Source organism: Acinetobacter lwoffii (assembly GCF_024129715.1).
Classification (GTDB): domain Bacteria; phylum Pseudomonadota; class Gammaproteobacteria; order Pseudomonadales; family Moraxellaceae; genus Acinetobacter; species Acinetobacter lwoffii_U.
In genome coordinates, this window is record NZ_JAMXXM010000005.1 from 116,226 (window position 1) to 141,191 (window position 24,966).

The window sequence follows — 24,966 nt, forward strand, 5'->3', positions numbered from 1 at the left end:
GTGATCAATGTCTATTACATTTCAAGATCTCTACACCCCTCACGATGTCGCTGACTGGATGAAGCAATCCTTTCAGGGCTTCGAGCTGGATAGTCGTAAAGTTAAACTGGGACAAATTTTTATTGCCCTGACCAGTCTGTCACAACCGGAAAAAACTGCTCAATTTGCCCAGAAAGCTTTGGATCAGGGTGCATTGGCTGTGATTTCAGAAACTGAACTGGATGTATCTCCAAATTTGGTGGTAGCAGATGTACGTCATCTGATGGGACAATGGCAAAAGCAGTATTTGCAAGCGACTCAACCTGTTCAAGCTGCTCGAATTCTGGCAGTTACCGGCACCAATGGTAAAACCACGATTTCTCGCTTGGTGGCTGAATTCATCATGCTGCAAGGTAAAGCCTGTGCAGTGATGGGTACCACAGGTAACGGGATTTTACCAAATCTGGAAGCATCTTCGCACACCACTCTGGATGCCTTGCAACTGCAAAATGCCTTGCATGGCTATGCGCAGGCTGGTGCGGAATTTGCCTCGATTGAAGCCAGCTCACATGGTCTGGAACAAGGTCGCTTGAATGGTTGTGATATCGAGATTGCGGGTTACAGCAATTTGAGTCGTGATCATCTGGATTATCACGGAACGCTGCAAGCTTATGCGGAAGCGAAATCGGATTTATTCCGGTTTGAATCTTTAAAAGTCGCTGTCATCAATATCGATGATGAGCATGCACAGATCATGCTGGATGCTGCGAAAAATAATCCGGCACAGCCTAAAATTTTGACTTATTCCACCAAGCAAAAAGCGGATTATCAGGTTCAGGATATTCAGTACAGCATTTCAGGTGCGAACTTTAAACTAGAAACTGCTTCTGCTGAATATGTGGTTAACAGTCCATTACTGGGTCATTTCAATATTGAAAATCTGGTCGCCAGTCTGATCATGGCGGAGCAGGCTGGATTTGACTTGGAAAGTTTGATTGCAACTGTACCACAGCTTAAAGGTGCGCCAGGTCGCATGCAGGTGCTACGTGATGGTGAGCGCCTGTTTGTGGTGGATTATGCGCATACCCCGGATGCTTTGACCCAGGTTTTGGTGACCTTGAAACGTCATGTTTCACAAAATCTCTGGACTGTTTTCGGCTGTGGCGGTGATCGTGACCGTGGTAAACGTCCACTGATGACTCAGGCTGCTTTAGACGGTTCAGATATCGCAGTACTCACTTCTGATAATCCACGGACCGAAGATCCGGCACAAATTTTTGCTGATATGAAAAATGGCATCGATTTTTCCGGCAAAACCTATCATGAAATTCATGACCGTCGTGAAGCGATCAAGTTTGCGGTTAAACACGCACAGGCGGGTGATATTGTGGTGATTGCAGGAAAAGGGCACGAAAATTATCAGGAAATTGATGGTGTACGTCACTGGTTTGATGACGTGGTCGAAGTGCAAGCTGCGATTGATGCCCAGCATTGCAAAACAGATTCAGCCTATTCAGCGCATTAGGATTCAGATATGCATACCTCAACAACAAGTACTGCGGCGCTGGAGCCGTGGAGCATAGAACAATTACAGCAGGCTACCCAAAGCTACTGGCTGAATGATAAAAAGCCTGCAGGTCAGATCAAGCGGATTTTGACTGATTCACGTGATGCAGAAGCAGGTGATGCTTTTCTGGCGCTGAAAGGCCAGCGTTTTGACGCGCATGACTTTATTGCGCAAGTGGCGGCTCAAGGTTGTGAAATTGCCATTGTCAGCCGTCCGGTGGATGCTGATATTTGCCAGTTGGTGGTGGAAGATACCCGTTTGGCACTTGGACAGTTAGGTGCTTATCGCCGTCAGCAGAATCCTCAACTCAAAGTCATTGCCTTGACCGGCAGTAGTGGCAAGACCACGACTAAAGAAATGCTGGGAAGCATTCTGTCGCGTCTGGCACCGACCTTGGTGACACGTGGTAATTTGAATAATGACCTTGGTGTGCCGGTAATGTTGCTGGAGCTACGTCCTGAACATCAATATGCAGTCATGGAGCTCGGTGCAAGTCATCAGGGTGAAATTGATTACACTTCAAAAATGGTGCAGCCGCATGTGGCGGGGATCATTAATATCGGGACTGCGCATTTAGGTGAATTTGGCGGTCGTGACGGGATTTGCCGCGCGAAATCCGAGATTTATGCGCATATCTCTGAAACCTCAATTATTCCTGCTGCAGATGATTTTGCTGAAGTCATTCGTGCCGCAGTAAGAACTGAAAAAAGCTTAAGTTTTGGTGCTGGTGGTGAAGTCTATGCCAGCGATGTAGTACTTGAAGCTCAATCTTCAAGCTTTACCCTGAATACAGCACAAGGCTCCAAAACAGTTCAGTTGCCGTTTGCCGGTGAGCATAATGTTGAAAATGCGACCGCAGCAGCAGCTTTTGCCCTGGCGATCGGTATTGGTCTGGATGATATCGTGGCCGGTCTGGAACAGGCCGTGGGTGCGAAAGGTCGTCTGAACTTTATTCCGTACAAAGACTATTTATTTATTGACGACACCTACAATGCCAATCCGGGTTCGATGCGTGCAGCGGCTGAAGTTCTGGCGCAGCAGCAGGGCATCCGGGTGATGGTCACCGGCGATATTGGTGAACTCGGTTCATCTGCCGCAATCGAGCATTACAAGCTCGGTCGGGATCTGGTCTCGGTGAAAGGCATTAATTTTGTGGTGGCTGTAGGTGAATTTGCGCCTGCCGCACAAGAAGGTGCTCGTAGTACACAATATGGTAAAAAAATGCAGGCTTTCCTGAATCAGGAGCAGGCATTACCGTTTTTAATTCGTTTGATTGAAACACATCAACCTCAGCCGATGTCATTCCTGTTTAAAGGGTCGCGTTTTACCCATATGGAAACATTGATGGCTGCATTGATGGAGAAACTCTAAATGCTGTTATGGCTCTTTGAACATTTGGCGGGCTTTGACAGCACGTTTCAGGTGGTTCGTTATTTAACTTTACGTGCTTTGCTCAGTGTCTTGACGGCACTGACCATTGGTCTGGTGCTCGGTCCTGTAATGATTCGCAAGCTTCAGGCGCTGAAATATGGTCAGGCAGTGAGTTCGTATGCTCCTGAAAACCATGCCAAGAAAATGGGTACACCGACCATGGGCGGGGTACTGATCCTGCTTTCAATCGGGATTTCGACTCTACTTTGGGCGGATCTTTCCAATCCTTATGTCTGGATTGTGCTGGGTGTGATGGTGATTTTCGGTGCCGTTGGCTGGGCCGATGACTGGATTAAAATCCGTTATAAAGATAATGCGGGTTTGCCTGCGAAGAAAAAATTCTTCTGGACTTCAGTGGGTTCATTAGGTGCTGGTATTGCCTTGTATGTGATTGCGCAGCAACAGACCAATCCAGTGCATACCGCGAATATGCTGGATCTATTGATTCCATTCTTTAAAGACCTAAGCATTCCATTGTCGATGATTCCGTTGGGTATTGGTTTTATTATCTTTACCTATTTCGTGATTAACGGTGCATCCAATGCCGTGAACCTGACCGATGGTCTGGATGGTCTGGCGATTATGCCAATCGTGCTGGTTGCTACAGGTCTGGGTGTATTTGCCTATCTGGCCGGTGACGTGCGATTTGCCAACTATCTACATATTCCTTATGTAAAATATTCGTCTGAACTGGTAGTGGTCTGTGCTGCCATGATCGGGGCGGGTCTGGCTTTCCTTTGGTATAACGCCCATCCGGCTCAAGTATTTATGGGTGATGTCGGTGCTTTATCTCTCGGTGCAATGCTCGGTACGATTGCCGTTATGGTGCGTCAGGAAATCGTATTTGCGATTATGGCCGGTGTCTTTGTCGTGGAAGCGGTTTCAGTATTCCTGCAAATTGGTTCATTAAGAATGCGCAATAAACGTGTATTCCTGATGGCGCCGCTACATCATCATTATGAAAAGAAAGGCTGGCGTGAAACCCAGGTGGTGATCCGTTTCTGGATTATTACGATTATGCTGGTAGTTTTGGGTCTAATGACCTTAAAATTGCGTTAAGAAATGCATGAGAAAAAGTCGGCGCATGCCGGCTTTTTTGTTTTGGAGAAAATGATGAATTTACTCATGTGCCCAGTCTGTCGCCAGCAGTTGAGCTTAAATGAAAGAACATGGCGCTGTGAGAATCATCATAGTTACGATGTCGCCAAACAGGGCTATGTGAACCTGCATGTGGTTCAGCACAAGCACAGCAAAAACCCGGGAGATACGCTTGAGTCTGTGCAGGCACGTCGCGCATTTCTCAGTGCAGGTCATTATGCGCCTTTGCAACAGGCTGTTGTAGAAAAGATTCGCGAGTTGCGGATTGAAAACCTTTTAGATATTGGCTGTGGCGAAGGCTACTATACCGATGCCATGCAGGCCGAAGTGCTGCAATGTGTTGGGGTCGATATTGCCAAGAATGCGGTTCAGGTCGCAGCCAAACTGAATAAAGAGGTGACTTGGGTCGTGGGAACCGGAGCGACTTTACCAGTATTAGATGAGTTGATTGATCTGTGTACCAGCTTGTTTAGTCCAATTCCCAAACAGGAAATCCTGCGAGTTCTAAAACCAAAATCTTATTTGATGGTGGTGACACCAGCGCCACAACATTTATATGCTATGCGTGAAGCGCTGTTTGAAGAAGTGAAACCACATGAGCCGCAGAAGTTTGTTGAGCAACTGCAAGATGAGTTTAATCTGATCAGTGAGCAGGTGATTGATGCGCCAATGGTTTTGCCACAGGCTGATTTAAAAAACCTGATTGCGATGACGCCCTATGCTTATAAGGCCAAACCTGAACGTCGTTTAGCACTTGAACAGCAGGATCAGTTTGAATTGATGGCGCAATATCAGATTTACCTGTTCCAGAAAAAATAAAAAATGCATATAAAAAAGCCCTCAACTGAGGGCTTTTTTATATTAGTCAGATCACTGAACTTCTTCGATCAAATTTTCCAGAGAATCTACCCGGTTCGGCTGAAGAGGCTGTTCTTGTGGTGCAGAACCTTCATCATCTGGTAAACGAATCGGTTGATCTGGCAAATCTTCAAAGTCAGTTTCTGTGCGTTTCGGGACGACCACAGGTGCAGGACGGTAAAGCGCTGTCGCCAGAGGCGGAGAAGATGGATCATTCTGTGCTTCATCAGCCTGAACCCCCTTATTACGATTTACTGGTGCCTTGGCATTCCGGTCTAAACGTACCCAGGCTTCCGGCTGGCCTTTTAATGCCTTGCCCATAAAATCGGTCCAGATCGGTAGAGCTGCCACACCACCATATTCACGACGACCTAAAGTTGTCGGCTGGTCAAAGCCTACCCAGGTGACAGTGACCAGCTTGCCATTGAAGCCAGCAAACCAGGCGTCTTTGGCATCATTAGTGGTACCGGTCTTCCCGCCGATATCACTACGACCAATTCTTAATGCAGCACGACCGGTACCATGTTGAATCACATCACGCAAAATGTTGGCCATGTCATAGGCAGAACTGGATTTTAAAATACGCTGTGCCTGACGATAATTACTGTCTTCGGCAGAGACTTTAGGTGCGGCCTGTTTTTGCTCTAAAGTTGTATTATTGATTGCAATTGCTTCGTCATCTGCGGTAATAGGATCAGTGGCTTGAACTGTTTCTTCTTTTTCATTAATACATGAAATGCAGGCATATTCAGGCTTGGCTTCAAAGATGGTATTGCCATAGGCATCTTCAATACGGGTAATAAAGTGCGGCTGAATTCGGTAACCGCCATTGGCAAAGGTGGCATAGCCAGTCGCCATCTGAATCGGGAGAACCTGCGGGGTACCTAAGGCAATGGTATAGTTACGAGGAATCTGACTGTCCTGTAAACCAAAATCCATAAATAACTGACGTGTACGTTCAATCCCGACGGCCTGTAATAAGCGCACTGAGACTGTATTACGTGACAGATACAGTGCACGACGTAGCGGGATCATACCCAGATAACGGCCATCCGAGTTACGTGGTGTCCATTTGCCAATGGTAATGGGTGCATCATTGACCATGGTATGTGGTGTCATGCCACGCTCTAAAGCCAGTGCGTAAACAAAAGGCTTAATTGTAGAACCAGGTTGACGCCAGCCTTGGGTTGCACGGTTAAATTTCGACTGATAAAAATTATATCCCCCGACAATCGCTTCAATCGCACCATTATTTGGATTGATGGCAATCAATTGTCCTTGCACATTGGGAATCTGCACCAATGACCAAGAGGTTTTATTTTCATTGGGTCTTAAGCGAACAATGTCTTTGACTTTGACAATCTCGGATGCTTTGCTCGGTGCACCACCTACACTGTTAACGTTTCGAAAGCGCCGCGCCCAGGACATACCTGACCAGGGAACAGTCACGCTGCTTCCATCCTGCATGAGTGCTTCAAAACTGGAATTACCCACCTGAGTTACTTGCGCAGGATAAGTATTGGCATAGGCACGGAACTTGTTGAGGGGTTGATCATGTGCTTCAGCACCACGCCAGCCATGTCGACGATCATAAGCCTCTAGGCCTTCTTGTACCGCTTGCTCCGCATAGGCCTGACGTTCACTATGGATGGTGGTATAGACTTTATAACCAGAATCTACCGCCTGTTCACCAAAGTTTTGTACCAGTTCAGAACGTACCATCTCACCGACATAAGGGAATTTGTTTCGGGTGCTCCGGTCAGGCATATCCAGATTAACCGGTTCAGCAATGGCTTGCTGATACTGGCTCTGGTTCAAATAGCCTAGTTGTAGCATACGACCCAAAATCCAGTTACGACGTTCCAAGGCACGTTTGGGATTGGCGACCGGATTGTATCGAGAAGGTGCTTTAGGCAGGCCAGAGATCATGGCCATTTGTGCAATTGAAAGCTCTTCTAAGCTCTTGTTATAGTAAATTTTAGCTGCTGCGGCGATGCCGTAAGCATTTTTCCCCAAGAAAATTTTATTGACATACAGGGTCAGAATTTCTTCTTTACTTAAGTTTTGCTCAATTTTACGGGCCAGAAAAATTTCAGTCAGTTTGCGCTTCAGCGTCCGTTCAGGGCTAAGGTAATAGTTTTTTGCCACTTGCATGGTAATGGTCGAACCACCGGTCTGTACATCCGAGCCGGTCACCGTTTCACTGAGTGCGCGGCCCAAGCTTTTAAAGCTGATTCCGCTATGCTCAAAAAAGCTGGAATCTTCAGCGGCGAGGAAAGCATGAATAAATTCGGTTGGAATTTGTTCATATTTCACGGGAACAGAAAGCTTGCCTCCATATTCGGCAATTAATTCATTATCTGAACTAAAAACTTGTAAAGGCTTTAATAAAGGGGCCTTTTTAAGCGTAGACATTTCAGGCAAAGATGGGGCAATATAGAGATACATGCCATAGAAACCCATCGGAATTGAGATCAGTATAATGATAATGATCAAAAAAAATGGATGAACAAGGCCTGAACAAGATAGCTTTTTCATAACAAGTAAGTTTTAATAAGAGCTAATGGCGAACTAATTACCGGTCAGTATATCCTGTCGATATCCATATTGTTAGATGAGTTATTGTATCTATATAAAATTATAGACTGGACCAATTGGTAAGTTAGATTGAATTGGGGACAAAAAAATAATAGGAAGTGTATTGTGCGCAGGTTATATCGTAAACCAAATAAGGGGTTAATAGGAGTCGATATTAGTTCGACTTCTGTTAAGGTTTTAGAACTTTCTGTAAAAAGTGGCCGTTACTGGGTAGAGAGCTATGCTTTGGTCCCATTATCGGAAAACAGTGTTGTTGAAAAAAACATCTTAAACCCAGAAGCAGTCGCTGATGCCCTTGGGCGTGCAATTAATTTGGGCAATACCCAGTCGAATCAGGCCGCTTTTGCGATTCCAACTTCAATGGTCATCACCAAAATCATTGAGATGGATGCAGATATGTCGGATGACGAACGTGAGGTTCAGATTCGTGAAGATGCGGAACAATATATTCCTTTCCCACTAGATGAAGCGAGTCTGGACTTTGAAGTTCTGCCAGACCGTCTTACTAATCCAAACCGGGTCAATGTGCTATTGGTCGCTACCCGAATTGAAAATGTCGAAGCACGTTCTGAAGTTTTGGAAATTTCTGGTCTAACGCCTAAGATTGCAGATGTAGAAAGTTTTGCGCTGGAAAATGCCTTTAAGGTATTTTCTGACACTTTGCCGATGGGGGTCAATACGGTTGGTATCTTAGATATTGGTCATAGTATGACGACCTTGTCGGTGATGCAGAACAACAAGATTATTTATACCCGTGAGCAGGTGTTTGGCGGCAAGCAATTGACTCAGGAAATTCAGAATCGCTATGGATTATCCTTTGAAGAAGCTGGACGTGCTAAAAAAACCCGTGCTTTACCGGATGATTATGATATTGAAGTGCTAGAGCCATTCCTGGATGCCGTGGTACAACAGGCAGCCCGTTCATTGCAATTCTTCTTTTCATCTTCTCAGTTTAATGAGATTGACCATATTTTACTGGCCGGCGGGAATGCCAATATTCCAGGTCTGGCAAAATTATTACAACAAAAACTCGGTTACCGTGTCACGATCGCGAATCCATTTTTGCAAATGGGCTTTTCTCCTCAAATTGATATTAAAAAAATTGAAAATGACGCGTCATCACTCATGGTTGCATGCGGTTTGGCATTAAGGAGTTTTGATTAATGGCAAGAATTAACTTACTTCCTTGGCGTGATGAGCTAAGAATTAAAAGAAATAATGAATTCGTGGCAATCTGCGTGGGGGCGCTTTTCTTGGGATTAGCGGCAGCGGGTTCAACCTGGTTTTATTATGATCACAAGCTTCAAGATCAGGAGCAGGCCAATCAGCTGATTCAAAGTACTAACCAGAATCTGGATGTGCAGTTAAAGGCGCTTGAAGGTTTACAAGAACAGCGTAATGCGATTGTTGAACGGATGAAACTGATTCAGGGTCTACAAACTCAGCGTCCGATTGCGGTGCATTTGATTGATGAAATTGTACGGGTGACCCCAAGCAATATGTATATCACCAAATTCCAGCGTATCGGTGACAAGTTTACTATTGAAGGTCGAGCTGAGAGTCCAAATACGGTCGCAGAACTGCTCCGTAATCTGGAAGCTTCATCTTGGTATCGAAATGCCTTTATGAACGCTTTCCTAGTGGCTGAAGAAGCAAAAGAAAAGGCACCGAGCTCTATTATTCCACGTGTGGAAGAGTCCTATGGTAGTTTTACCGTGACGGTAGATCTGGATCAGATCGCTCAGCCAGTACTTAACGAAGAACAACAAGCAGTCGCTACAACTACGGGGGCATCATCATGAGTAATGAAGAATTCGATGAGTTCAGCCAGGATGTCGTCGCTGTACCCAAAAACAAAATGACTGTTGAAAAGTTTTTTCAGCAATTCAATACATTAGATCCAAATAACTATGGTAGCTGGCCTTTGTCGGTCAAAATTACCTGTTGGATTTTTATTGCTGCGCTGGCATTTGCGGTGATTTACTTCGTTATGATCAGAAGCACGATTGAATCGATTTCACAAGCCAGTACCCAGGAACAAAACCTGCTGAATGAATTCCGTGAAAAAGAATCCAAATTACGCAATTTACAACAATATCAAATCCAGCTTCAGGAAATGGAAGCCCGTTTTAACCAGCAGTTAGAACAGTTGCCAAAAGAAACTGAAATTCCAGGTCTAGTTGAAGATATTAATCTGAGCGGTGTGAATTCAGGCTTGAAGTTTAAAAATATCCGTCTGGAACCTGAAATTAAACAAGAGTTCTTTATTGAGCAGCCAATTGCGATTGAAGCCACTGGAGATTATCACGCTTTTGGTTCTTTTGTAAGCAGTATTGCCGGCTTATCGCGTATTGTCACGCTGCATGATTTCACCATTACCGGTACTGAAAACAAAGAGAAAAAATCTGAAATTCCGGTCATTGATTATGTGGTGAAAGCCAAAACTTATCGTTATGTTGGTAATGCGGAAGGCGCTGCAGTGCAGCCTGCAGCTAATAGTACTACTCAGGGGGCGCAGTAATGAAGAACATTAAAATTACTTCAGCTTTAACGCTTGGGTTTTTATTATTGGGATGTGATTCACGCATTGATGCAGTCAATCAGGAAATGGCCAATATTCGTAATCAGCCGCCTTTACCGATTGAACCTGCGCCTGATTTTATGCCAGTTGAAACCTTCAACTATGCAGCACATCAGATCAAAAGTCCTTTTTTACCAAGCTCTCTGGCTGCCGAACTGAAAATTATGGCGGGGAAACGGGTTTATCCAAACCTATCACGTCAATTGCAACCGCTAGAAAGTTATCCGCTCGAAACGTTGACCATGAAAGGCAGCATGCGCAATCAGGCAGGACAGATTCTGGCTTTAATCCAGACACCTGATGGTGAGGTTGAGCGGATTCAACGTGGTAGCTATATGGGACTTAATCATGGTCGTGTGGTTGGAATTACACCAACACAAATCGATTTGATTGAGATTATTCCAGATGGCCGTGAGGGATATGTGGAACGTCCGCGAAGTCTGGTTCTTATCGGGCCGGCGCCATAAGTTTTAAAGGAATAACAATGAATAAGAGTATTAAAGAATTTATTTTTGGGGATGTTAATACAATGAATCGTGTGTTTCGTCAGTTTTCCATGGGTGCTGTTGCGATTGCGGTGATGCAAGCGGCTAGTGCACAGGTTTCAATGACCAATGTAGTACCCATGCAGCTTCCTGGGCAAGGAACTGAGATTCGGGTGATATTCAATGGTTTGCCACCACAACCACAAGCCTACCAATTAGAATCGCCGTCACGTTTGATTCTGGACTTTGACAAGGCACAACAGAATTTAAAACAAAGCAGTATTCCGGTGGCAACACGTGAAGCCAGTTCAGTGGATGTCACTTCGGATGCTCAGCGGGCACGTCTGACGGTAAATCTGACTGAGGCTGGAGCCTTTACGACTCGCGTGGAAGGCAATACCTTTATTCTTAAAATTAACTCGGCAACTCCCGTAGCCATAGCTCAACCTGTGCAGCAACAGTCAGCTCAGGGTATCAGTAATATTGGTTTCCAGCGCGGTGCGCAAGGTGAAGGCCAGGTCGTTATTGATCTGCTAGGAAATAATACTCCTGTTGATGTACAGCAGCAGGGTACCAAGGTTATTGTGCGCACTTTAGGTTCCAAGATTCCGGCTCATTTGACCCGTCGTCTAAATGTAAATGATTTTGCTACACCAGTTTCCAGTGTCGATGCCGTGAATCAAAATGGTTCAGGAGTCATTACGATTCAGTCTGCGGAAAGTTATGAATATATGGCTTATCAGACTGATAACAAGCTGACCATCAGTTTGAAACGACCAGAAGCCAAGAGTCCATTGCGTCCTAAAACCGTTGCCTATACGGGTAAGAAGATTTCTTTAGATTTTCAGGACATCGAAGTCCGTCGTGTACTACAGCTCCTGGCTGATTTTACCGATATCAATATGGTGGCTGCAGATAGTGTACAAGGTAACATTACCTTGCGCTTGAAAGAGGTACCGTGGGATCAGGCGCTGGATATTGTGCTAAAAACCAAAAATCTGGATAAACGCCGTAATGGCAATGTGATCTGGATCGCACCAGTTGCAGAGCTGATTAAGGCTGAAGAGGAAGAAGCTAAGGCTATTAAACAGAGTGTTGCACTTGCCCCTATCCAAACTGAATATATGCAGCTCAGTTATGCCAAAGCCGCTGATATTGAAAAACTGATTACACAGAATAAAGGGGCATCTGGCTCAGGTGGTTCGAGTAGCACGAATAATAATGATGGTGGAGAAAGTTTATTAAGTTCACGTGGTTCAGTATCTGTTGATGCACGAACTAATACCATTATTGTGAATGATACTCAGCTCTTTATTGATAAAATCCGGAATATGGTGGATCTACTTGATGTACAGGTCAAGCAGGTGATGGTCGAAGCACGTATTGTGCGAGCTACCACTGACTTCACCAAAGAGATGGGGGTGAAATGGGGGCTTCTGTCTCAAGGTATAACTGATAATAATCATTTATTGGTAGGTGGTAGTGATACTACATTATGGGATTTAAAAACACCTGATGATGATGGTAAGTATACGATTCAACGACCGGATAATCTTAATGTGGACTTGGGGGTTACTAGTCAGGGTGCAAGCCGTATTGCCTTTGGTTTAATCAGTCTCTCTGATTTTATGCTGGATCTTGAGCTTTCTGCACTTCAGGCAGATGGTTATGGCGAGGTGATTTCTACCCCTAAAGTACTGACAGCGGACAAGCAAAAAGCGACTGTTGCCTCTGGTTCACAAATTCCATACCAGTCAGCAGAGGGTGGTGGTGCGAATGCAGTGTCTACCACGGAATTTATTGATGCCACCTTAAGTCTGGATGTTACGCCAAGTATTACGCCAGATGGTAAAGTGCAGATGGAACTCAATATTACCAGTGACTCTCCAGGCAACCCGACACCGACCGGACAACTCACTATTAACAAAAACCAGATCAACACCAATGTTTTGGTGGATAATGGTGAAACCGTGGTTCTGGGCGGTATTTTTGAGCAGGAAACCCGTAATGCGCAAACCAAGGTACCATTCTTGGGGGATATCCCTTATGTAGGACGTTTATTCCGTAAAGATTTAAAGTCGGATAATAAACGTGAGCTACTGATTTTCGTTACACCTCGAATTGTTAATGACAGTGTTTCAAGAAATCATTAATATATTTTGAATTTAACAAAACGAATAGGTGACTCCTTGCCAAGCAAAGAGTTTGAAACCCTACCAAATATTTATTTGGTAGGGCCAATGGGGGCCGGTAAAACAACAGTAGGACGACATCTCGCAGAATTGTTAGGACGTGAATTTCTAGATAGTGATCATGAAATTGAACGTAAAACAGGCGCGACCATTCCCTGGATTTTTGAAAAAGAAGGGGAGCAGGGTTTCCGTGACCGTGAAACTGCTGTCATTAATGACCTAACCTCACGTCCCCATCTGGTTTTAGCCACTGGTGGTGGGGCCATTACTCAGACCTTAAATCGGGATTATCTGAAACAGCGCGGAATTGTTGTCTATCTCTATACGCCGGTTGAAATTCAACTGCAACGTACCTATCGCGATAAAAACCGTCCCCTCCTCCAAGTCGAAAATCCGGAACAAAAGTTACGTGATTTATTGGCGGTCCGTGATCCCTTGTATCGGGAAGTGGCGCATCATATTATTGAGACCAATCAGGGTGCTGCGCGTGATCTGGCGCAGCGGATTCTCAATCTCATTACTTCCAAAAACTAAATTCATTGAATAAAGTGGTTAATCAAGCATGCAAACCTTATATGTAGAACTCGGAGAACGTCGTTACCCTATTTTTATCGGGAGCGATCTGGATCCACAGGCCTTATTGGCACCCTATATTCATGGCAAGCAAGTAATGATTGTGAGCAATACTACGGTTGCACCACTTTATTTGCAGCGTTATCAAACGGCGATTGAGGCTCTGGACAAACGTGTTGCGACCTGTATTTTGCCTGATGGTGAAAAATACAAGGATAGCCAGCATCTGAATCTGATTTTTGATGCACTGCTTGAAGCCAGGTTTAATCGGGACTGTACTGTGCTTGCGTTGGGTGGGGGTGTGATTGGAGATATGGCCGGATTTGCTTCGGCCTGTTTCCAGCGCGGAGTGTATTTTATTCAGGTACCGACGACCTTGCTGTCGCAAGTAGATTCAAGTGTTGGTGGAAAAACCGGGATCAATCATCCACTCGGTAAAAACATGATTGGCGCTTTCCAGCAACCTCAAGTGGTACTGGCGGATATGTCGCAGCTTGCTACTTTGCCTGATCGAGAGCTTTCAGCAGGTTTGGCTGAAGTGATTAAATATGCGCTGCTAGGCGATGAGTCATTTCTGGTCTGGCTTGAAGATAATATGGATGCTCTGGTCGCTCGTGATGAGAAATTATTAGCTGAAGCCGTTTATCGTTCCTGTGTGCATAAGGCGCGGATTGTAGCCAATGATGAGAAGGAGCAAGGGGAGCGTGCTTTACTCAATTTAGGTCATACCTTTGGTCATGCGATTGAATCCTATATGGGGTATGGTGTCTGGCTACATGGCGAGGCTGTAGCTACCGGTATGGTGATGGCTGTGGATCTGTCACAGCGTATGGGCTGGATTTCTCAAGAAGATTTAGAACGTACAAAAAAAATCATTTCTCGTGCCAAACTTCCTGTGGTTTGTCCTAAAATCCCTCTGGATGATTTTCTGGCCTATATGGCCCATGACAAAAAAGTCTTAAATGGACAATTGCGTCTGGTGTTATTAAAGCAATTAGGCGAAGCAGTGATTACCCGAGACTTTGATCTCGAGTTAATGAAACAGGCAATTTTAGCCAGTCAGGCATAGGTTTAGTTTTATGGCAGCATTACATACTCCTTGGCAAAAGATTCAGCATTATTTCTGGCTGGTCTGTGGTGTATGCTGCCTATTTGCTGCCTTAGTTTTTTGGGCGGTGACTGATTCAGATGATGTCGTCGAAATTGAAAAAAAGCCTGAAACTGAAGTTCAGTTGCAGATTCAACCAGAAAAAGTCGCCACAATGACCCATCTTGGTGCACTTTTTCAGGAAGTGAAACCACTGGACCTAAATACGCGTACCGTCGTGAATGCCAGTCATGAGCCGGAATTCCGTGGTACCAAATTTGTCAATGAAGCGAAAAACCAGCACGCCATTGAATTATTTCGTGTGACCAATGAAGCCATTTTAAAAAGTTTTCTTAAAAAACAGTCCGATCGTAAACCTTTTATTTATTTAAGAATCTCGGGTGAAAATCAGCCAGAACAGTATGTATTGTTATATGGTCAATATAAAACGGCGGCGCAAGCCAATCAGGCTTTATCTACACTGAAGTTAAATTTACCGGCCTCAGTCAAGCCTGAAGTTGTAGCAATGCAGCAATATGTTAGTCTGGTCAATAATCTGGGTTCAGAGGAATTGGCTAGTAATCAAAAGCTTTACGAAATTCGTTTGAAAAATGTGCCTTTGCCGAAAGTAGATGAATCGGTACGACTTAGACAGCAGCAAACCCAAACTGAGTCCAAGCCGCGTAGCTCTGATGCTGCGACTACCAGTACCACAATTGTGCGACGTGATTCATCGGGAAATGTAGTTGATGTGCAGAAATCTGAAAGTGCTGTAGAAAGTATACCTCAACCACAAAATAACAATAATCGACCTGCTCAGGGCAGTAATCCGCGTCCTCAAAATAACGAGATTAGTGATCCATTTAATTAGTCCGGTCTAAAATAGCGCATCCAAAAAATTACAGAATTAAAAATGAGCGCTTTTGGTGCAAAAAATGCACATTAAAATTAACCCTTAGAGTGCTGTTCTGCGCTAAATCTTTGTCATCTGTATTGTTTTAATTTATGCGCTGTTTGTTGGCATGGAATTTGCTTTATTGGTGCATGAATTGAATTAATCTCCCTGTTTTAGCGCGAAAAATGATTCGATGACACTGTATGAATGTCATATTTATTCCAGATTTTTATGTTATTCATGAGCAGAATAAACTTTATTTGTTATGCATTTAGTCTAAAAAAGGACTAGTCTGAAGAAATAAAGAAAAATGCTTTTGCTCTACCAAGACGGTCTTCGAAAGTCCATTAGACGCCAGCGCAGAGAAAAATTTAGATTGTTTAATAGCCTGTTGAGGCTTCGTGAAAGAAGGGTACGCTATGCACATGCCATCGCCTAACAATGTAGCTCCCGCTCAAGGTTTATACCAACCGGATGAGTTTAAAGATAACTGTGGTTTCGGTTTGATTGCCCATATGCAGGGTGATGCTAGCCATGATCTCGTCAAGACCGCGATTCATAGTTTGAGTTGTATGACCCATCGTGGTGGTATTGCCGCGGATGGCAAAACCGGGGATGGTTGTGGTCTGCTCTTGGCGATGCCGAAAAAATTCTTCCGTGAAGAAGCCAAACGCTTAAGCGATACCACCTTAAGTGAAGTGTTTGCTGTGGGTTCGGTGTTTCTAAATCTTGATCCGGCGCTTGCTGCTCATGCCAAACAGGTTTTAAACAAAGAGATTGAAGCTGAAGGTTTAATCGTTTTGGCTTGGCGCGTGATTCCGACCAATGTCGATGCACTGGGTGAAATTGCATTGCAATCAATGCCGGCATTTGAACAGATTATTGTTAACTGTCCAATGGGTGTGACTGAGGTTGAATTTAACCGTAAGTTATTCCTGGCACGCCGTCGTGCAGAGCAGCTTTTAAGCAATGATACGTCTTTCTATGTCACAACTTTGTGTTCAACGGTGATCAGTTATAAAGGCTTGATGATGCCGGAAGCGATTGCAGATTTTTATACAGATCTGGCTGATCCACGTTTGGAATCGCATATTGTGGTGTTCCATCAGCGCTTCTCGACCAATACCTTGCCTCGCTGGCCTTTGGCACAACCGTTCCGTTACCTGGCACACAATGGTGAAATCAATACCATTACTGCGAACCGTAACTGGGCCATGGCACGTGTACCAAAATTTGAAAATCCGTTATTACCAGGTTTAACTGAACTGAATCCAATTGTGAACCGTACCGGTTCAGATTCTTCAAGCTTGGACAACATGCTGGAGATTCTGGTGGGTGGCGGCATGGATCTGTTCCGTGCACTCCGTATGCTGGTTCCACCTGCCTGGCAGAACGTGGAAACACTTGATGCTGATCTTCGTGCTTTCTATGAATTCAACTCAAAACATATGGAAGCTTGGGACGGTCCGGCTGGTCTGGTGATTCAGGATGGTCGTCATGCGATCTGTATGCTGGATCGCAACGGTCTGCGTCCTGCGCGTTGGGTGATTACCAAAAATGGCTATATCACGTTGGCGTCTGAAATTGGCGTATGGGGTTACCAACCTGAAGATGTGATTTCTAAAGGCCGTGTCGGTCCTGGCCAAATGCTGGTCATTGATACGCAAACCGGCAAGGTACTGGATACTCAAGATGTCAATAATCATCTGAAACGTATGCGTCCATACCGTGAATGGTTACGTGAAAATTCTGTGCGTTTGCAAGGTAGTCCAGAGCTGGAAGAATATTTATGTGATCAAGGCTTAAAAGGCAATGGCCTGAAAGCGGCACAAAAAATGTTCATGGTGACCTTTGAAGAGCGTGACCAGTTGTTGCGTCCGATTGCTGAAAGCGGTCAGGAAGCTGTAGGCTCAATGGGTGATGATACTCCAATGGCGGTATTGTCACGTCAGGTGCGTCATGTGTCGGATTATTTCCGCCAGCAGTTTGCACAAGTGACCAACCCGCCAATCGATCCGTTACGTGAATCGATTGTGATGTCACTGGAAACCTGTTTGGGTCGTGAGCAAAACGTCTTTGAACAAGGGCCTGAACATGCAGACCGCTTGATCATTTCCAGCCCTGTGCTGTCTAATTCGAAAATGCATCAGATCCGTACCTTGGGTCGTGCCGGTTACGAAATCGCAGATATCGACCTGAACTATGCTGAAACCGAAGGTCTGGAAGCAGCCATTGCGCGTATTTGTGAAGAATCTGCACAAGCCATTCGTGATGGTAAAACCTTATTGGTGCTTTCAGACAAAAAAATCCGTGAAGGCTACTTGCCAGCCAATGCCTTCATGATCACCGGTGCGGTGCATCATCACTTGATCAATACTGGTTTGCGTACTGACGCTAACCTGATTATTGAAACCGGTTTTGCTCGTGATCCACATCAGTTTGCCGTGCTACTTGGTTTTGGTGCGACAGCCATCTACCCATACCTGGCTTATGACGTGATCAATGATCTGGTCGCCAAAGGTGAATTATTGGGTGACCCAATCTATGCGCAAAACAATTTCCGTAAGGGGATTGAGAAAGGTCTGCTGAAAGTCCTGTCTAAAATGGGTATTTCTACGGTTGCTTCTTATCGTGGTGGTCAGTTGTTTGAAGCCGTGGGCTTATCTAATGAAGTGGTGGATAAATGCTTCATCGGTGTACCAAGCCGTATTCAGGGTGCAACTTTTGTCGATCTTGAAAATGACCAGAAACAGTTGGCGGATATTGCCTGGAAAAACCGTAAGCCAATTGATCAGGGCGGTTTGCTGAAGTTTGTCTTTGGCAAGGAATATCATGCCTTTAACCCGGATGTAATCAACTCGCTGCATAAAGCCGTACGTTCTGGGAACTACGCAGACTTTAAAGAATATGCAGAACTGGTGAACAACCGGCCGATTGCAACGATCCGTGACCTATTCAAACTGAAAACAGACAATTCGATTGCACTGGATCAAGTGGAATCTGTGGAAGATATCCTGCCTCGCTTTGACTCTGCCGGCATGTCTTTGGGTGCACTGTCACCTGAAGCACATGAAGCGATTGCGATTGCCATGAACACGATTGGCGGTCGTTCAAACTCAGGCGAGGGCGGTGAAGATCCAGCGCGTTACGGTACCATCCGTAACTCGAAAATCAAACAAATTGCATCGGGCCGTTTTGGTGTGACGCCTGCTTATTTAACATCAGCAGAAGTCCTTCAAATTAAAGTCGCGCAAGGTGCAAAACCAGGTGAAGGTGGTCAGTTGCCGGGTGGTAAAGTGAATGGTCTCATTGCCCGTTTACGTTACTCTGTACCGGGCGTTACCCTGATTTCGCCACCTCCGCATCACGACATCTATTCAATTGAAGATTTATCACAGTTGATCTTTGATTTAAAACAGGTTAACCCACAGGCGATGGTGTCAGTTAAGCTGGTTTCCGAACCGGGTGTCGGTACGATTGCGGCAGGTGTGGCGAAAGCGTATGCCGATTTCATTACCATTTCTGGTTATGATGGTGGTACAGCGGCTTCTCCACTTTCTTCAATTCATCATGCAGGTTCACCGTGGGAACTTGGTCTTTCTGAGGCGCATCAGGCCCTTCGTGTGAATGACCTGCGTGGTAAAGTTCGCGTACAGACAGATGGTGGTTTAAAAACCGGTCTGGATGTTGTCAAAGCAGCAATTCTGGGTGCAGAAAGCTTCGGCTTTGGTTCAACCCCAATGATCGCATTGGGTTGTAAATACCTGCGTATCTGCCACCTGAATAACTGTGCAACTGGTGTAGCAACTCAGCAAGATCACTTGCGTCAGGAACACTACATCGGCGAACCACAGATGCTGATTAACTTCTTCACCTTTATTGCTGAAGAAACCCGTGAATGGCTGGCGGCACTCGGTGTGTCAAGTCTGAAAGACCTGATTGGCCGTACTGATCTGCTGGAAGTCTTGCCAGGTGAAACTGCAAAGCATGCACATCTTGATTTAAGCAAATTGCTTGAGTCACATCCTGCTGCAGAAGGTAAAGCACAGTACTGCGAAGTACAGGGCAATGCACCATTTGATAAAGGCATTCTGGCTGAAAAAATGGTGGATGAGATTCTGCCTGCAATTGAAGCGGGAACCGGCGGTGAATATAGCTTCACGATTGGTAACTGTGACCGTTCGATTGGTGCCCGTCTGTCTGGTGAAATTGCGAAACGTTATGGCAACCTGAGTATGGAAGCCCATCCGGTAAAAGTTCACCTGAATGGTACTGCGGGCCAGTCGCTGGGTGTATGGAATGCCGGTGGTCTGCATATCAGCCTGGAAGGCGATGCCAATGACTATGTTGGTAAAGGTATGGCCGGTGGTCGTATCTCGATCTTCCCACCGAAAGGTTCGCCATTCCAGACCCAAAATACCGCGATTATTGGGAACACCTGTTTGTACGGTGCGACTGGCGGTAAGTTATATGCAGCGGGTACAGCGGGCGAGCGTTTCGCGGTGCGTAACTCGGGTGCATTTGCCGTGATTGAAGGTGCAGGTGATCATTGTTGTGAATATATGACTGGCGGTATCGTGACTGTGTTGGGTAAAGTCGGGCATAACTTCGGTGCAGGTATGACTGGTGGTTTTGCTTATGTACTTGATCTGGATAATGACTTCGTTGATCATTATAACCATGAACTGATTGAGCTGAACCGTATTTCCACCGAAGCGATGGAAGAGCATAAAGCCTTCCTGGGTCGTATCCTGGATGAACATATTAAAGAAACGGGTAGTGCTTGGGCGTACAAGATCCGCCATGAGTTTGACTTTTACAGCCGCAAGTTCTGGTTGGTAAAGCCAAAAGCAGCCAACTTGCAAACGCTGTTAAAAACAACTCAAGCTGATCCACAATAATTCCACTACTGCAGAAACATAGGCAGATGTAAGGCAACTGTGAACCCCTTACATCTCCCCACGGAGAGAGACATGGCAGAACGCCTGAATAATGACTTTCAATTCCTGGATGTCGCACGCCAAGATCCAGAGAAAAAAGAGATTGAGGTCCGCAAAGCAGAATTTGTGGAAATTTATAAGCCTTATACAGCGGAAATTGCAGCCAATCAGACGCATCGCTGCCTAGGCTGTGGTAACCCGTACTGTGAGTGGAAATGTCCGGTACATAACTATATTCCAAACTGGTTAAAACTGGTGTCTGAAGGCCGGTTGTTCCAGGCGGCTGAATTGTGTCACCAGACCAATACCTTGCCAGAAGTCTGTGGCCGTGTCTGTCCGCAAGACCGTCTGTGTGAAGGGGCGTGTACCCTGAACGACGGTTTCGGTGCGGTGACTATTGGTAATGCTGAAAAATATATCAACGACACGGCCTTTGCATTGGGCTGGCGTCCAGATATGTCCAATGTGAAATGGACAGACAAAAAAGTTGCGATCATTGGTGCAGGTCCTGCAGGACTTGGCTGTGCGGATATTCTGGTACGTAACGGGGTAAAACCTGTAGTCTTTGATAAACGTCCAGAAATCGGTGGTTTGCTAACTTTCGGTATTCCAGAATTCAAAATGGAAAAAGACGTGATGAAACGCCGCCGTGAAATTTTCACGGGTATGGGGGTTGAATTCCGTCTGAACACTGAGATTGGTACAGATGTGACCATCGACCAGCTACTTTCTGATTATGATGCGGTATTCATGGGTATGGGCACCTATACTTATATGAAAGGTGGTTTTGCCGGTGAAGATCTAGATGGTGTTTACGATGCGCTGGACTTCCTGATTGCCAATGTCAACCGTTGCCAAGGCTGGGAAAAAGACCCAGCTGAATACATCAGCGTGGAAGGCAAGAAAGTCATCGTTTTAGGCGGTGGCGATACTGCGATGGACTGTAACCGGACCTCGATTCGTCAAGGTGCTGAGACAGTCACTTGTGCTTACCGTCGTGATGAAGAAAACATGCCGGGGTCACGCCGTGAAGTGCAAAATGCACGTGAAGAAGGGGTGAGTTTCCAGTTTAACCGTCAGCCGATCGAAGTTGTTGGTGAAAATGGAAAGGTGACCGGTGTGAAATTTATTACTACTCAGCTGGGTGAGCCGGACAGCCGCGGTCGCCGTAGTCCAGAGCCAATTCCAGGTTCAGAAGAAATTTTACCGGCAGATGCAGTTCTGCTGGCTTTTGGTTTCCGTACCAGTCCAGCAGACTGGTTCACCGATGTGGAAATCAATCTGGATGGTTCAGGTCGTGTCGTTGCCGCTGAGCAGCAACAATACAAATTCCAGACTTCGAATCCAAAAATCTTCGCTGGTGGTGACATGGTTCGTGGTTCTGATCTGGTAGTCACTGCAATCTGGGAAGGCCGTCAGGCAGCTGAAGGTATTCTGGATTATCTAGATGTTTAACAGTTGAAAATTCACTGAAATCATTCAAACAACCCGCTACGGCGGGTTTTTTATTTTTGGATATTGTCTAACTTAAAGAGAAGCCCTTAAAAAAGATTATAAAAAGTAACAAAACTTTAGAAAATACTGTTTAAAATCAAATTAATTATATAAATATTAATAAAGAATTGAGGACAAGATATCATGCGTGTATTCAAACAATCTCTTATCGCCTTGATGCTGGCCAGTACCTTGACCCTGAGTGGTTGTGGTTATAACACCTTGCAAGTCAAAGATGAAGCAGTAACGGCCGCGTGGTCGGAAGTACAAAACCAGTATCAGCGCCGTGCTGATCTGGTGCCTAATCTGGTCAATGTGGTCAAAGGCTATGCCTCGCATGAAGAGCAGGTTTTAACTGAAGTCACACAAGCACGTGCCAATGTTGCCGGTTTGAAAGTAGATCGTGAAGTGCTGGAAGATCCTGAATTATTCCAGCGCTATCAGGAAGCACAGGCCCAGATGACCAGTGCCTTATCGCGTCTTTTGGCTGTGACTGAAAATTATCCGGATCTAAAAGCGAATCAACAGTTCCGTGATTTACAGGTACAGCTAGAAGGCACTGAAAACCGGATTGCAGTGGCGCGTAACCGTTATATTACGACAGTACAGGACTTCAACTCTTATGCGCGTCAGTTCCCGCAAGTCATGACAGCCAAAGTGATTGGTATGGACACCAAACCGAACTTTAGCGCCGAGCAAAGTGCACAGAAAGCACCAACGGTTTCCTTTGAATAAGTAATATCTGTAGATAAGTGAGAGATCAGATGCCTGAAATACTGCTGAAATACTGTGCTAGTTTGATTCTTATGTTGGGCATGGGAATGACAACACTTGTTTCAGCAGAAACGGCGACGGCTACAGATACTGAAGAAGTCATCGTAGCCCGTGAAATCTTACAACCTAAAAATAATCAAAATACTCCAGCCCAAAATACAGAAACTGCAGCAGTCTCACAGCCACAAATTGCCAATGACATGGCTGAAGGGCAGCTTCAGCGCGACTTACCCAGCCTGAATGAACCGGTCATTGATCAGGCAAATTTACTTAGTCCCGCTGAAAAACAGCAACTCAGTCAGCGTATTCTAAAACTTTATAATGAAGGCAAAGGGCAAATAGGTGTAGTCATTGTTCCGACCACGGGGCAGGAAGATATTTTTGATTATTCCATGCGTGTTGCTGAAGCCTGGCAGCTGGGTTCAGCTAAACGCGACAATGGCTTATTGATGACGATTGCCATTAATGACCGCCGTATTCAAATTTTGACCGGTTATGGTCTGGAGGGTGTACTACCAGACATAGTGGCAGGTCGAATTATTCATGACAAAATTACGCCATTTTTTAAGCAAGGTCAGTATGCGCAGGGCATTGATTCCGGACTAACCGAAATTGAACGTATTTTAAATTTAGATCCTGAAATTGCAGCACAGGCCGCGGATGAGTTGAAAGAGCGTCAGGAACAGGCTTATCAGGCCCAAAAAGCATCGCAAGCTACTTTTGGGAGTGTCATCTTTATTATTATTGCGGGTGTCATAGGTTCCATGATTTTTGGCAGAAAACTCAGTGCTGCGACTGCCGCAGTTGCAGGGACAGCTGCCGGTCTGGTCAATGGCATGGGTTTAATTGCCAGTTTAATGATTGGTGCCGGGGTATTCTTTTTATTGGTCACCTCGCTTGCCCAGCTGATTTTACATGCCTTTATGGCAGGTGGTGGCCGCGGCGGTAGTGGTCGTGGTGGTTTTGGGGGCGGCGGCTTCGGCGGTGGCGGTGGTGGATTTGGCGGGGGAGGAGCATCAGGCTCATGGTAACAACTACAGATACAACAGAAATTGTCACGCAACCCAAGCTGGAAGAACATGCGCAGCCGAGTGTTAAGCGCTGGTTAAAACATTTCTTTTATATGCCGGCAACCAAGCGTTTTTTTTCCAAGCAGGATCAGTATGCGATAGCACAGGCTGTTGAAGAAGCTGAGCATGGCCATGTCGGAGAGATTCAGGTGGTGATTGAAGGTTGTTTGCCTTCACGATCTGCTTATTATCAAGATACCTTATGTCGGGCTCGTCAGTTATTTTCTGAAATTGGGGTTTGGGATACTGAATATAATAGTGGGGTATTACTCTATTTGAACCTGTGCGAGCACAAGGTTGAAATTGTGATTGATCGGGGAATTAAGAATGCGACAACCCAGCAGGTCTGGGATGAAATCTGTCAAAGCATCATTCAAAATCTGGCTCAGCAGAAGTTTAAAGAGGGTGTAATTGAAGGGGTAAAGCAAATTGGAGAGGTGTTAGATCAGTACTATGATCGAAAAATAGATGATTTAAAGAATGAATTAGGGAATAAACCGATTATTCTGGGGTGATTTTAGTCAACTAACTGACGATTTTTGTCAGTTAGTTACACAAAATAAAACACAGTAGTTACAAAAATAAAAATATTTTTTTAAAGTGCTGTTTTTTCTCTCAATTTTATTATAATAAAACTTGGCACGCTTAGTGCTAAATATAAAATTAAGCTAAATGAGCTTTTTCTTTAGGCTTATAAATAAACAAAAAACATTTGTGGAGAATGTTATGAATACAGTACAAAAGGGTTTCACCCTTATCGAATTAATGATCGTTGTTGCAATTATCGGTATTCTTGCTGCAATCGCGATTCCGGCTTATCAAAACTATGTTGCAAAATCTCAAGTTTCAGTAGGTTTGGCTGATATTAGCGGCGGTAAAACAAATACTGAATTAAGTCTTTCAGAAGGTCTTGTGGGGGATATCAATACAGCCGGTGGTGTTGGATTGCCTAACAAAACAGCTGCATGTTCACGCATTACTGTTGATATTAAAAAAGCTACAGGGGTGGCTGAAATTAAGTGTAATCTTCAAGGATCTTCACGTATTTCTGGTAAGTTTATTCAATGGGTGCGTACTGCAGACTCTGATGCTGTAAAGGCAGACCCTAGCGATGCGAATACTAAAGATATTGCAGAGTCAGTAGGTTCATGGACATGTGAAACTAACGTGGCTGCAAATTTAGCGCCTAAGTCTTGTGTTCAAGCTTCTTAATATTAAATCTATGTGATTTTATATTTGTAATGAAAAATAAACGCATCAATTTGATGCGTTTATTTTTTAAATATATTAATTCATTTATAAAAGTAATATTTACTTGAATAAATTTTATAAAATAGTCAAATA

The 24,966-nt window shown here is 44.9% G+C and carries 19 protein-coding genes; 18 read left to right on the top strand and 1 reads right to left on the bottom strand.

Going from position 1 to position 24,966, the window contains the following annotated elements; translation table 11 throughout:
- The first annotated feature begins 7 nt into the window (after nt 1-7).
- Genes NI462_RS06030 through NI462_RS06045 form a run of 4 tightly spaced genes read left to right on the top strand, consistent with a single transcriptional unit; the run spans nt 8 to nt 4,894 of the window.
- Nucleotides 8-1,504 (top strand): UDP-N-acetylmuramoyl-L-alanyl-D-glutamate--2,6-diaminopimelate ligase, encoded by a 1,497-nt coding sequence (locus tag NI462_RS06030; protein WP_253159560.1) that lies wholly within the window; start codon nt 8-10, stop codon nt 1,502-1,504.
- 9 nt (nt 1,505-1,513) lie between these two features.
- Nucleotides 1,514-2,917: a UDP-N-acetylmuramoyl-tripeptide--D-alanyl-D-alanine ligase gene (locus NI462_RS06035; protein ID WP_253159562.1), complete on the top strand. Its 1,404-nt coding sequence runs from the start codon at nt 1,514-1,516 to the stop codon at nt 2,915-2,917.
- A complete protein-coding gene (gene mraY / locus NI462_RS06040; RefSeq protein ID WP_004644946.1) occupies nt 2,918-4,036 on the top strand; it encodes a phospho-N-acetylmuramoyl-pentapeptide-transferase in 1,119 nt (372 codons plus the stop codon). It abuts the gene before it with no gap.
- Nucleotides 4,037-4,090: 54 nt separating this feature from the next.
- On the top strand, nt 4,091-4,894 hold the full coding sequence (locus NI462_RS06045) for a putative RNA methyltransferase (protein WP_253159564.1): 804 nt from the start codon (nt 4,091-4,093) through the stop codon (nt 4,892-4,894).
- A gap of 51 nt (nt 4,895-4,945) precedes the next feature.
- Here the strand turns inward: NI462_RS06045 and ponA are convergent, their stop codons facing one another.
- A complete protein-coding gene (gene ponA / locus NI462_RS06050; protein ID WP_253159566.1) occupies nt 4,946-7,471 on the bottom strand; it encodes a penicillin-binding protein PBP1a in 2,526 nt (841 codons plus the stop codon).
- Between the two features lie 165 nt (nt 7,472-7,636).
- On the opposite strand from ponA, the gene NI462_RS06055 reads away from it, so the two are divergent.
- The 14 genes from NI462_RS06055 to NI462_RS06120 all read left to right on the top strand — a co-directional run bounded on the left by NI462_RS06055 (nt 7,637) and on the right by NI462_RS06120 (nt 24,834).
- Nucleotides 7,637-8,695 (top strand): pilus assembly protein PilM, encoded by a 1,059-nt coding sequence (locus NI462_RS06055; RefSeq protein WP_005108512.1) that lies wholly within the window; start codon nt 7,637-7,639, stop codon nt 8,693-8,695.
- Nucleotides 8,695-9,333 (top strand): PilN domain-containing protein, encoded by a 639-nt coding sequence (locus NI462_RS06060; RefSeq protein WP_004281141.1) that lies wholly within the window; start codon nt 8,695-8,697, stop codon nt 9,331-9,333. Before NI462_RS06055 ends, NI462_RS06060 begins: the two co-directional genes overlap by 1 nt.
- On the top strand, nt 9,330-10,052 hold the full coding sequence (locus NI462_RS06065; RefSeq protein WP_253159568.1) for a type IV pilus inner membrane component PilO: 723 nt from the start codon (nt 9,330-9,332) through the stop codon (nt 10,050-10,052). The genes NI462_RS06060 and NI462_RS06065 overlap by 4 nt, the downstream gene beginning before the upstream one ends.
- Nucleotides 10,052-10,579, top strand: a complete 528-nt coding sequence (locus NI462_RS06070; protein ID WP_004732447.1) for a pilus assembly protein PilP — start codon at nt 10,052-10,054, stop codon at nt 10,577-10,579. The genes NI462_RS06065 and NI462_RS06070 overlap by 1 nt, the downstream gene beginning before the upstream one ends.
- Before the next feature lie 62 nt (nt 10,580-10,641).
- Nucleotides 10,642-12,750: a type IV pilus secretin PilQ gene (locus tag NI462_RS06075; RefSeq protein ID WP_435574961.1), complete on the top strand. Its 2,109-nt coding sequence runs from the start codon at nt 10,642-10,644 to the stop codon at nt 12,748-12,750.
- 36 nt (nt 12,751-12,786) lie between these two features.
- Nucleotides 12,787-13,323 (top strand): shikimate kinase AroK, encoded by a 537-nt coding sequence (gene aroK, locus NI462_RS06080; RefSeq protein ID WP_005101380.1) that lies wholly within the window; start codon nt 12,787-12,789, stop codon nt 13,321-13,323.
- Nucleotides 13,324-13,351: 28 nt separating this feature from the next.
- A complete protein-coding gene (gene aroB, locus NI462_RS06085) occupies nt 13,352-14,431 on the top strand; it encodes a 3-dehydroquinate synthase (RefSeq protein WP_253159571.1) in 1,080 nt (359 codons plus the stop codon).
- A 10-nt stretch (nt 14,432-14,441) separates the two neighbouring features.
- On the top strand, nt 14,442-15,320 hold the full coding sequence (locus tag NI462_RS06090; protein WP_253147973.1) for a hypothetical protein: 879 nt from the start codon (nt 14,442-14,444) through the stop codon (nt 15,318-15,320).
- A 449-nt stretch (nt 15,321-15,769) separates the two neighbouring features.
- Nucleotides 15,770-20,245: a glutamate synthase large subunit gene (gene gltB, locus NI462_RS06095; protein ID WP_253159573.1), complete on the top strand. Its 4,476-nt coding sequence runs from the start codon at nt 15,770-15,772 to the stop codon at nt 20,243-20,245.
- Between the two features lie 72 nt (nt 20,246-20,317).
- Entirely contained in the window at nt 20,318-21,739 is a 1,422-nt protein-coding gene (locus tag NI462_RS06100) for an FAD-dependent oxidoreductase (RefSeq protein WP_253159575.1), read from the top strand.
- A 183-nt stretch (nt 21,740-21,922) separates the two neighbouring features.
- Entirely contained in the window at nt 21,923-22,513 is a 591-nt protein-coding gene (locus NI462_RS06105; RefSeq protein ID WP_005108521.1) for a LemA family protein, read from the top strand.
- Nucleotides 22,514-22,542: 29 nt separating this feature from the next.
- Nucleotides 22,543-23,583: a TPM domain-containing protein gene (locus tag NI462_RS06110; RefSeq protein WP_253159577.1), complete on the top strand. Its 1,041-nt coding sequence runs from the start codon at nt 22,543-22,545 to the stop codon at nt 23,581-23,583.
- Entirely contained in the window at nt 23,577-24,137 is a 561-nt protein-coding gene (locus NI462_RS06115; RefSeq protein WP_253146341.1) for a TPM domain-containing protein, read from the top strand. The genes NI462_RS06110 and NI462_RS06115 overlap by 7 nt, the downstream gene beginning before the upstream one ends.
- Before the next feature lie 211 nt (nt 24,138-24,348).
- Nucleotides 24,349-24,834, top strand: a complete 486-nt coding sequence (locus NI462_RS06120) for a pilin (protein WP_253159579.1) — start codon at nt 24,349-24,351, stop codon at nt 24,832-24,834.
- The last annotated feature ends 132 nt before the right edge of the window (nt 24,835-24,966 follow it).

Bases quoted from the DNA above. Each gene is read 5' to 3' on its own strand.
- mraY (WP_004644946.1), top strand. From the start codon at position 2,918: ATGCTGTTATGGCTCTTTGAACATTTGGCGGGCTTTGACAGCACGTTT.
- NI462_RS06110 (WP_253159577.1), top strand. From the start codon at position 22,543: ATGCCTGAAATACTGCTGAAATACTGTGCTAGTTTGATTCTTATGTTG.
- NI462_RS06045 (WP_253159564.1), top strand. From the start codon at position 4,091: ATGAATTTACTCATGTGCCCAGTCTGTCGCCAGCAGTTGAGCTTAAAT.
- NI462_RS06035 (WP_253159562.1), top strand. From the start codon at position 1,514: ATGCATACCTCAACAACAAGTACTGCGGCGCTGGAGCCGTGGAGCATA.
- NI462_RS06120 (WP_253159579.1), top strand. From the start codon at position 24,349: ATGAATACAGTACAAAAGGGTTTCACCCTTATCGAATTAATGATCGTT.
- gltB (WP_253159573.1), top strand. From the start codon at position 15,770: ATGCCATCGCCTAACAATGTAGCTCCCGCTCAAGGTTTATACCAACCG.
- NI462_RS06075 (WP_435574961.1), top strand. From the start codon at position 10,642: ATGAATCGTGTGTTTCGTCAGTTTTCCATGGGTGCTGTTGCGATTGCG.
- NI462_RS06030 (WP_253159560.1), top strand. From the start codon at position 8: ATGTCTATTACATTTCAAGATCTCTACACCCCTCACGATGTCGCTGAC.
- aroB (WP_253159571.1), top strand. From the start codon at position 13,352: ATGCAAACCTTATATGTAGAACTCGGAGAACGTCGTTACCCTATTTTT.
- NI462_RS06070 (WP_004732447.1), top strand. From the start codon at position 10,052: ATGAAGAACATTAAAATTACTTCAGCTTTAACGCTTGGGTTTTTATTA.
- NI462_RS06090 (WP_253147973.1), top strand. From the start codon at position 14,442: ATGGCAGCATTACATACTCCTTGGCAAAAGATTCAGCATTATTTCTGG.
- NI462_RS06100 (WP_253159575.1), top strand. From the start codon at position 20,318: ATGGCAGAACGCCTGAATAATGACTTTCAATTCCTGGATGTCGCACGC.
- NI462_RS06065 (WP_253159568.1), top strand. From the start codon at position 9,330: ATGAGTAATGAAGAATTCGATGAGTTCAGCCAGGATGTCGTCGCTGTA.
- ponA (WP_253159566.1), bottom strand. From the start codon at position 7,471: ATGAAAAAGCTATCTTGTTCAGGCCTTGTTCATCCATTTTTTTTGATC.
- NI462_RS06115 (WP_253146341.1), top strand. From the start codon at position 23,577: ATGGTAACAACTACAGATACAACAGAAATTGTCACGCAACCCAAGCTG.
- NI462_RS06060 (WP_004281141.1), top strand. From the start codon at position 8,695: ATGGCAAGAATTAACTTACTTCCTTGGCGTGATGAGCTAAGAATTAAA.
- NI462_RS06105 (WP_005108521.1), top strand. From the start codon at position 21,923: ATGCGTGTATTCAAACAATCTCTTATCGCCTTGATGCTGGCCAGTACC.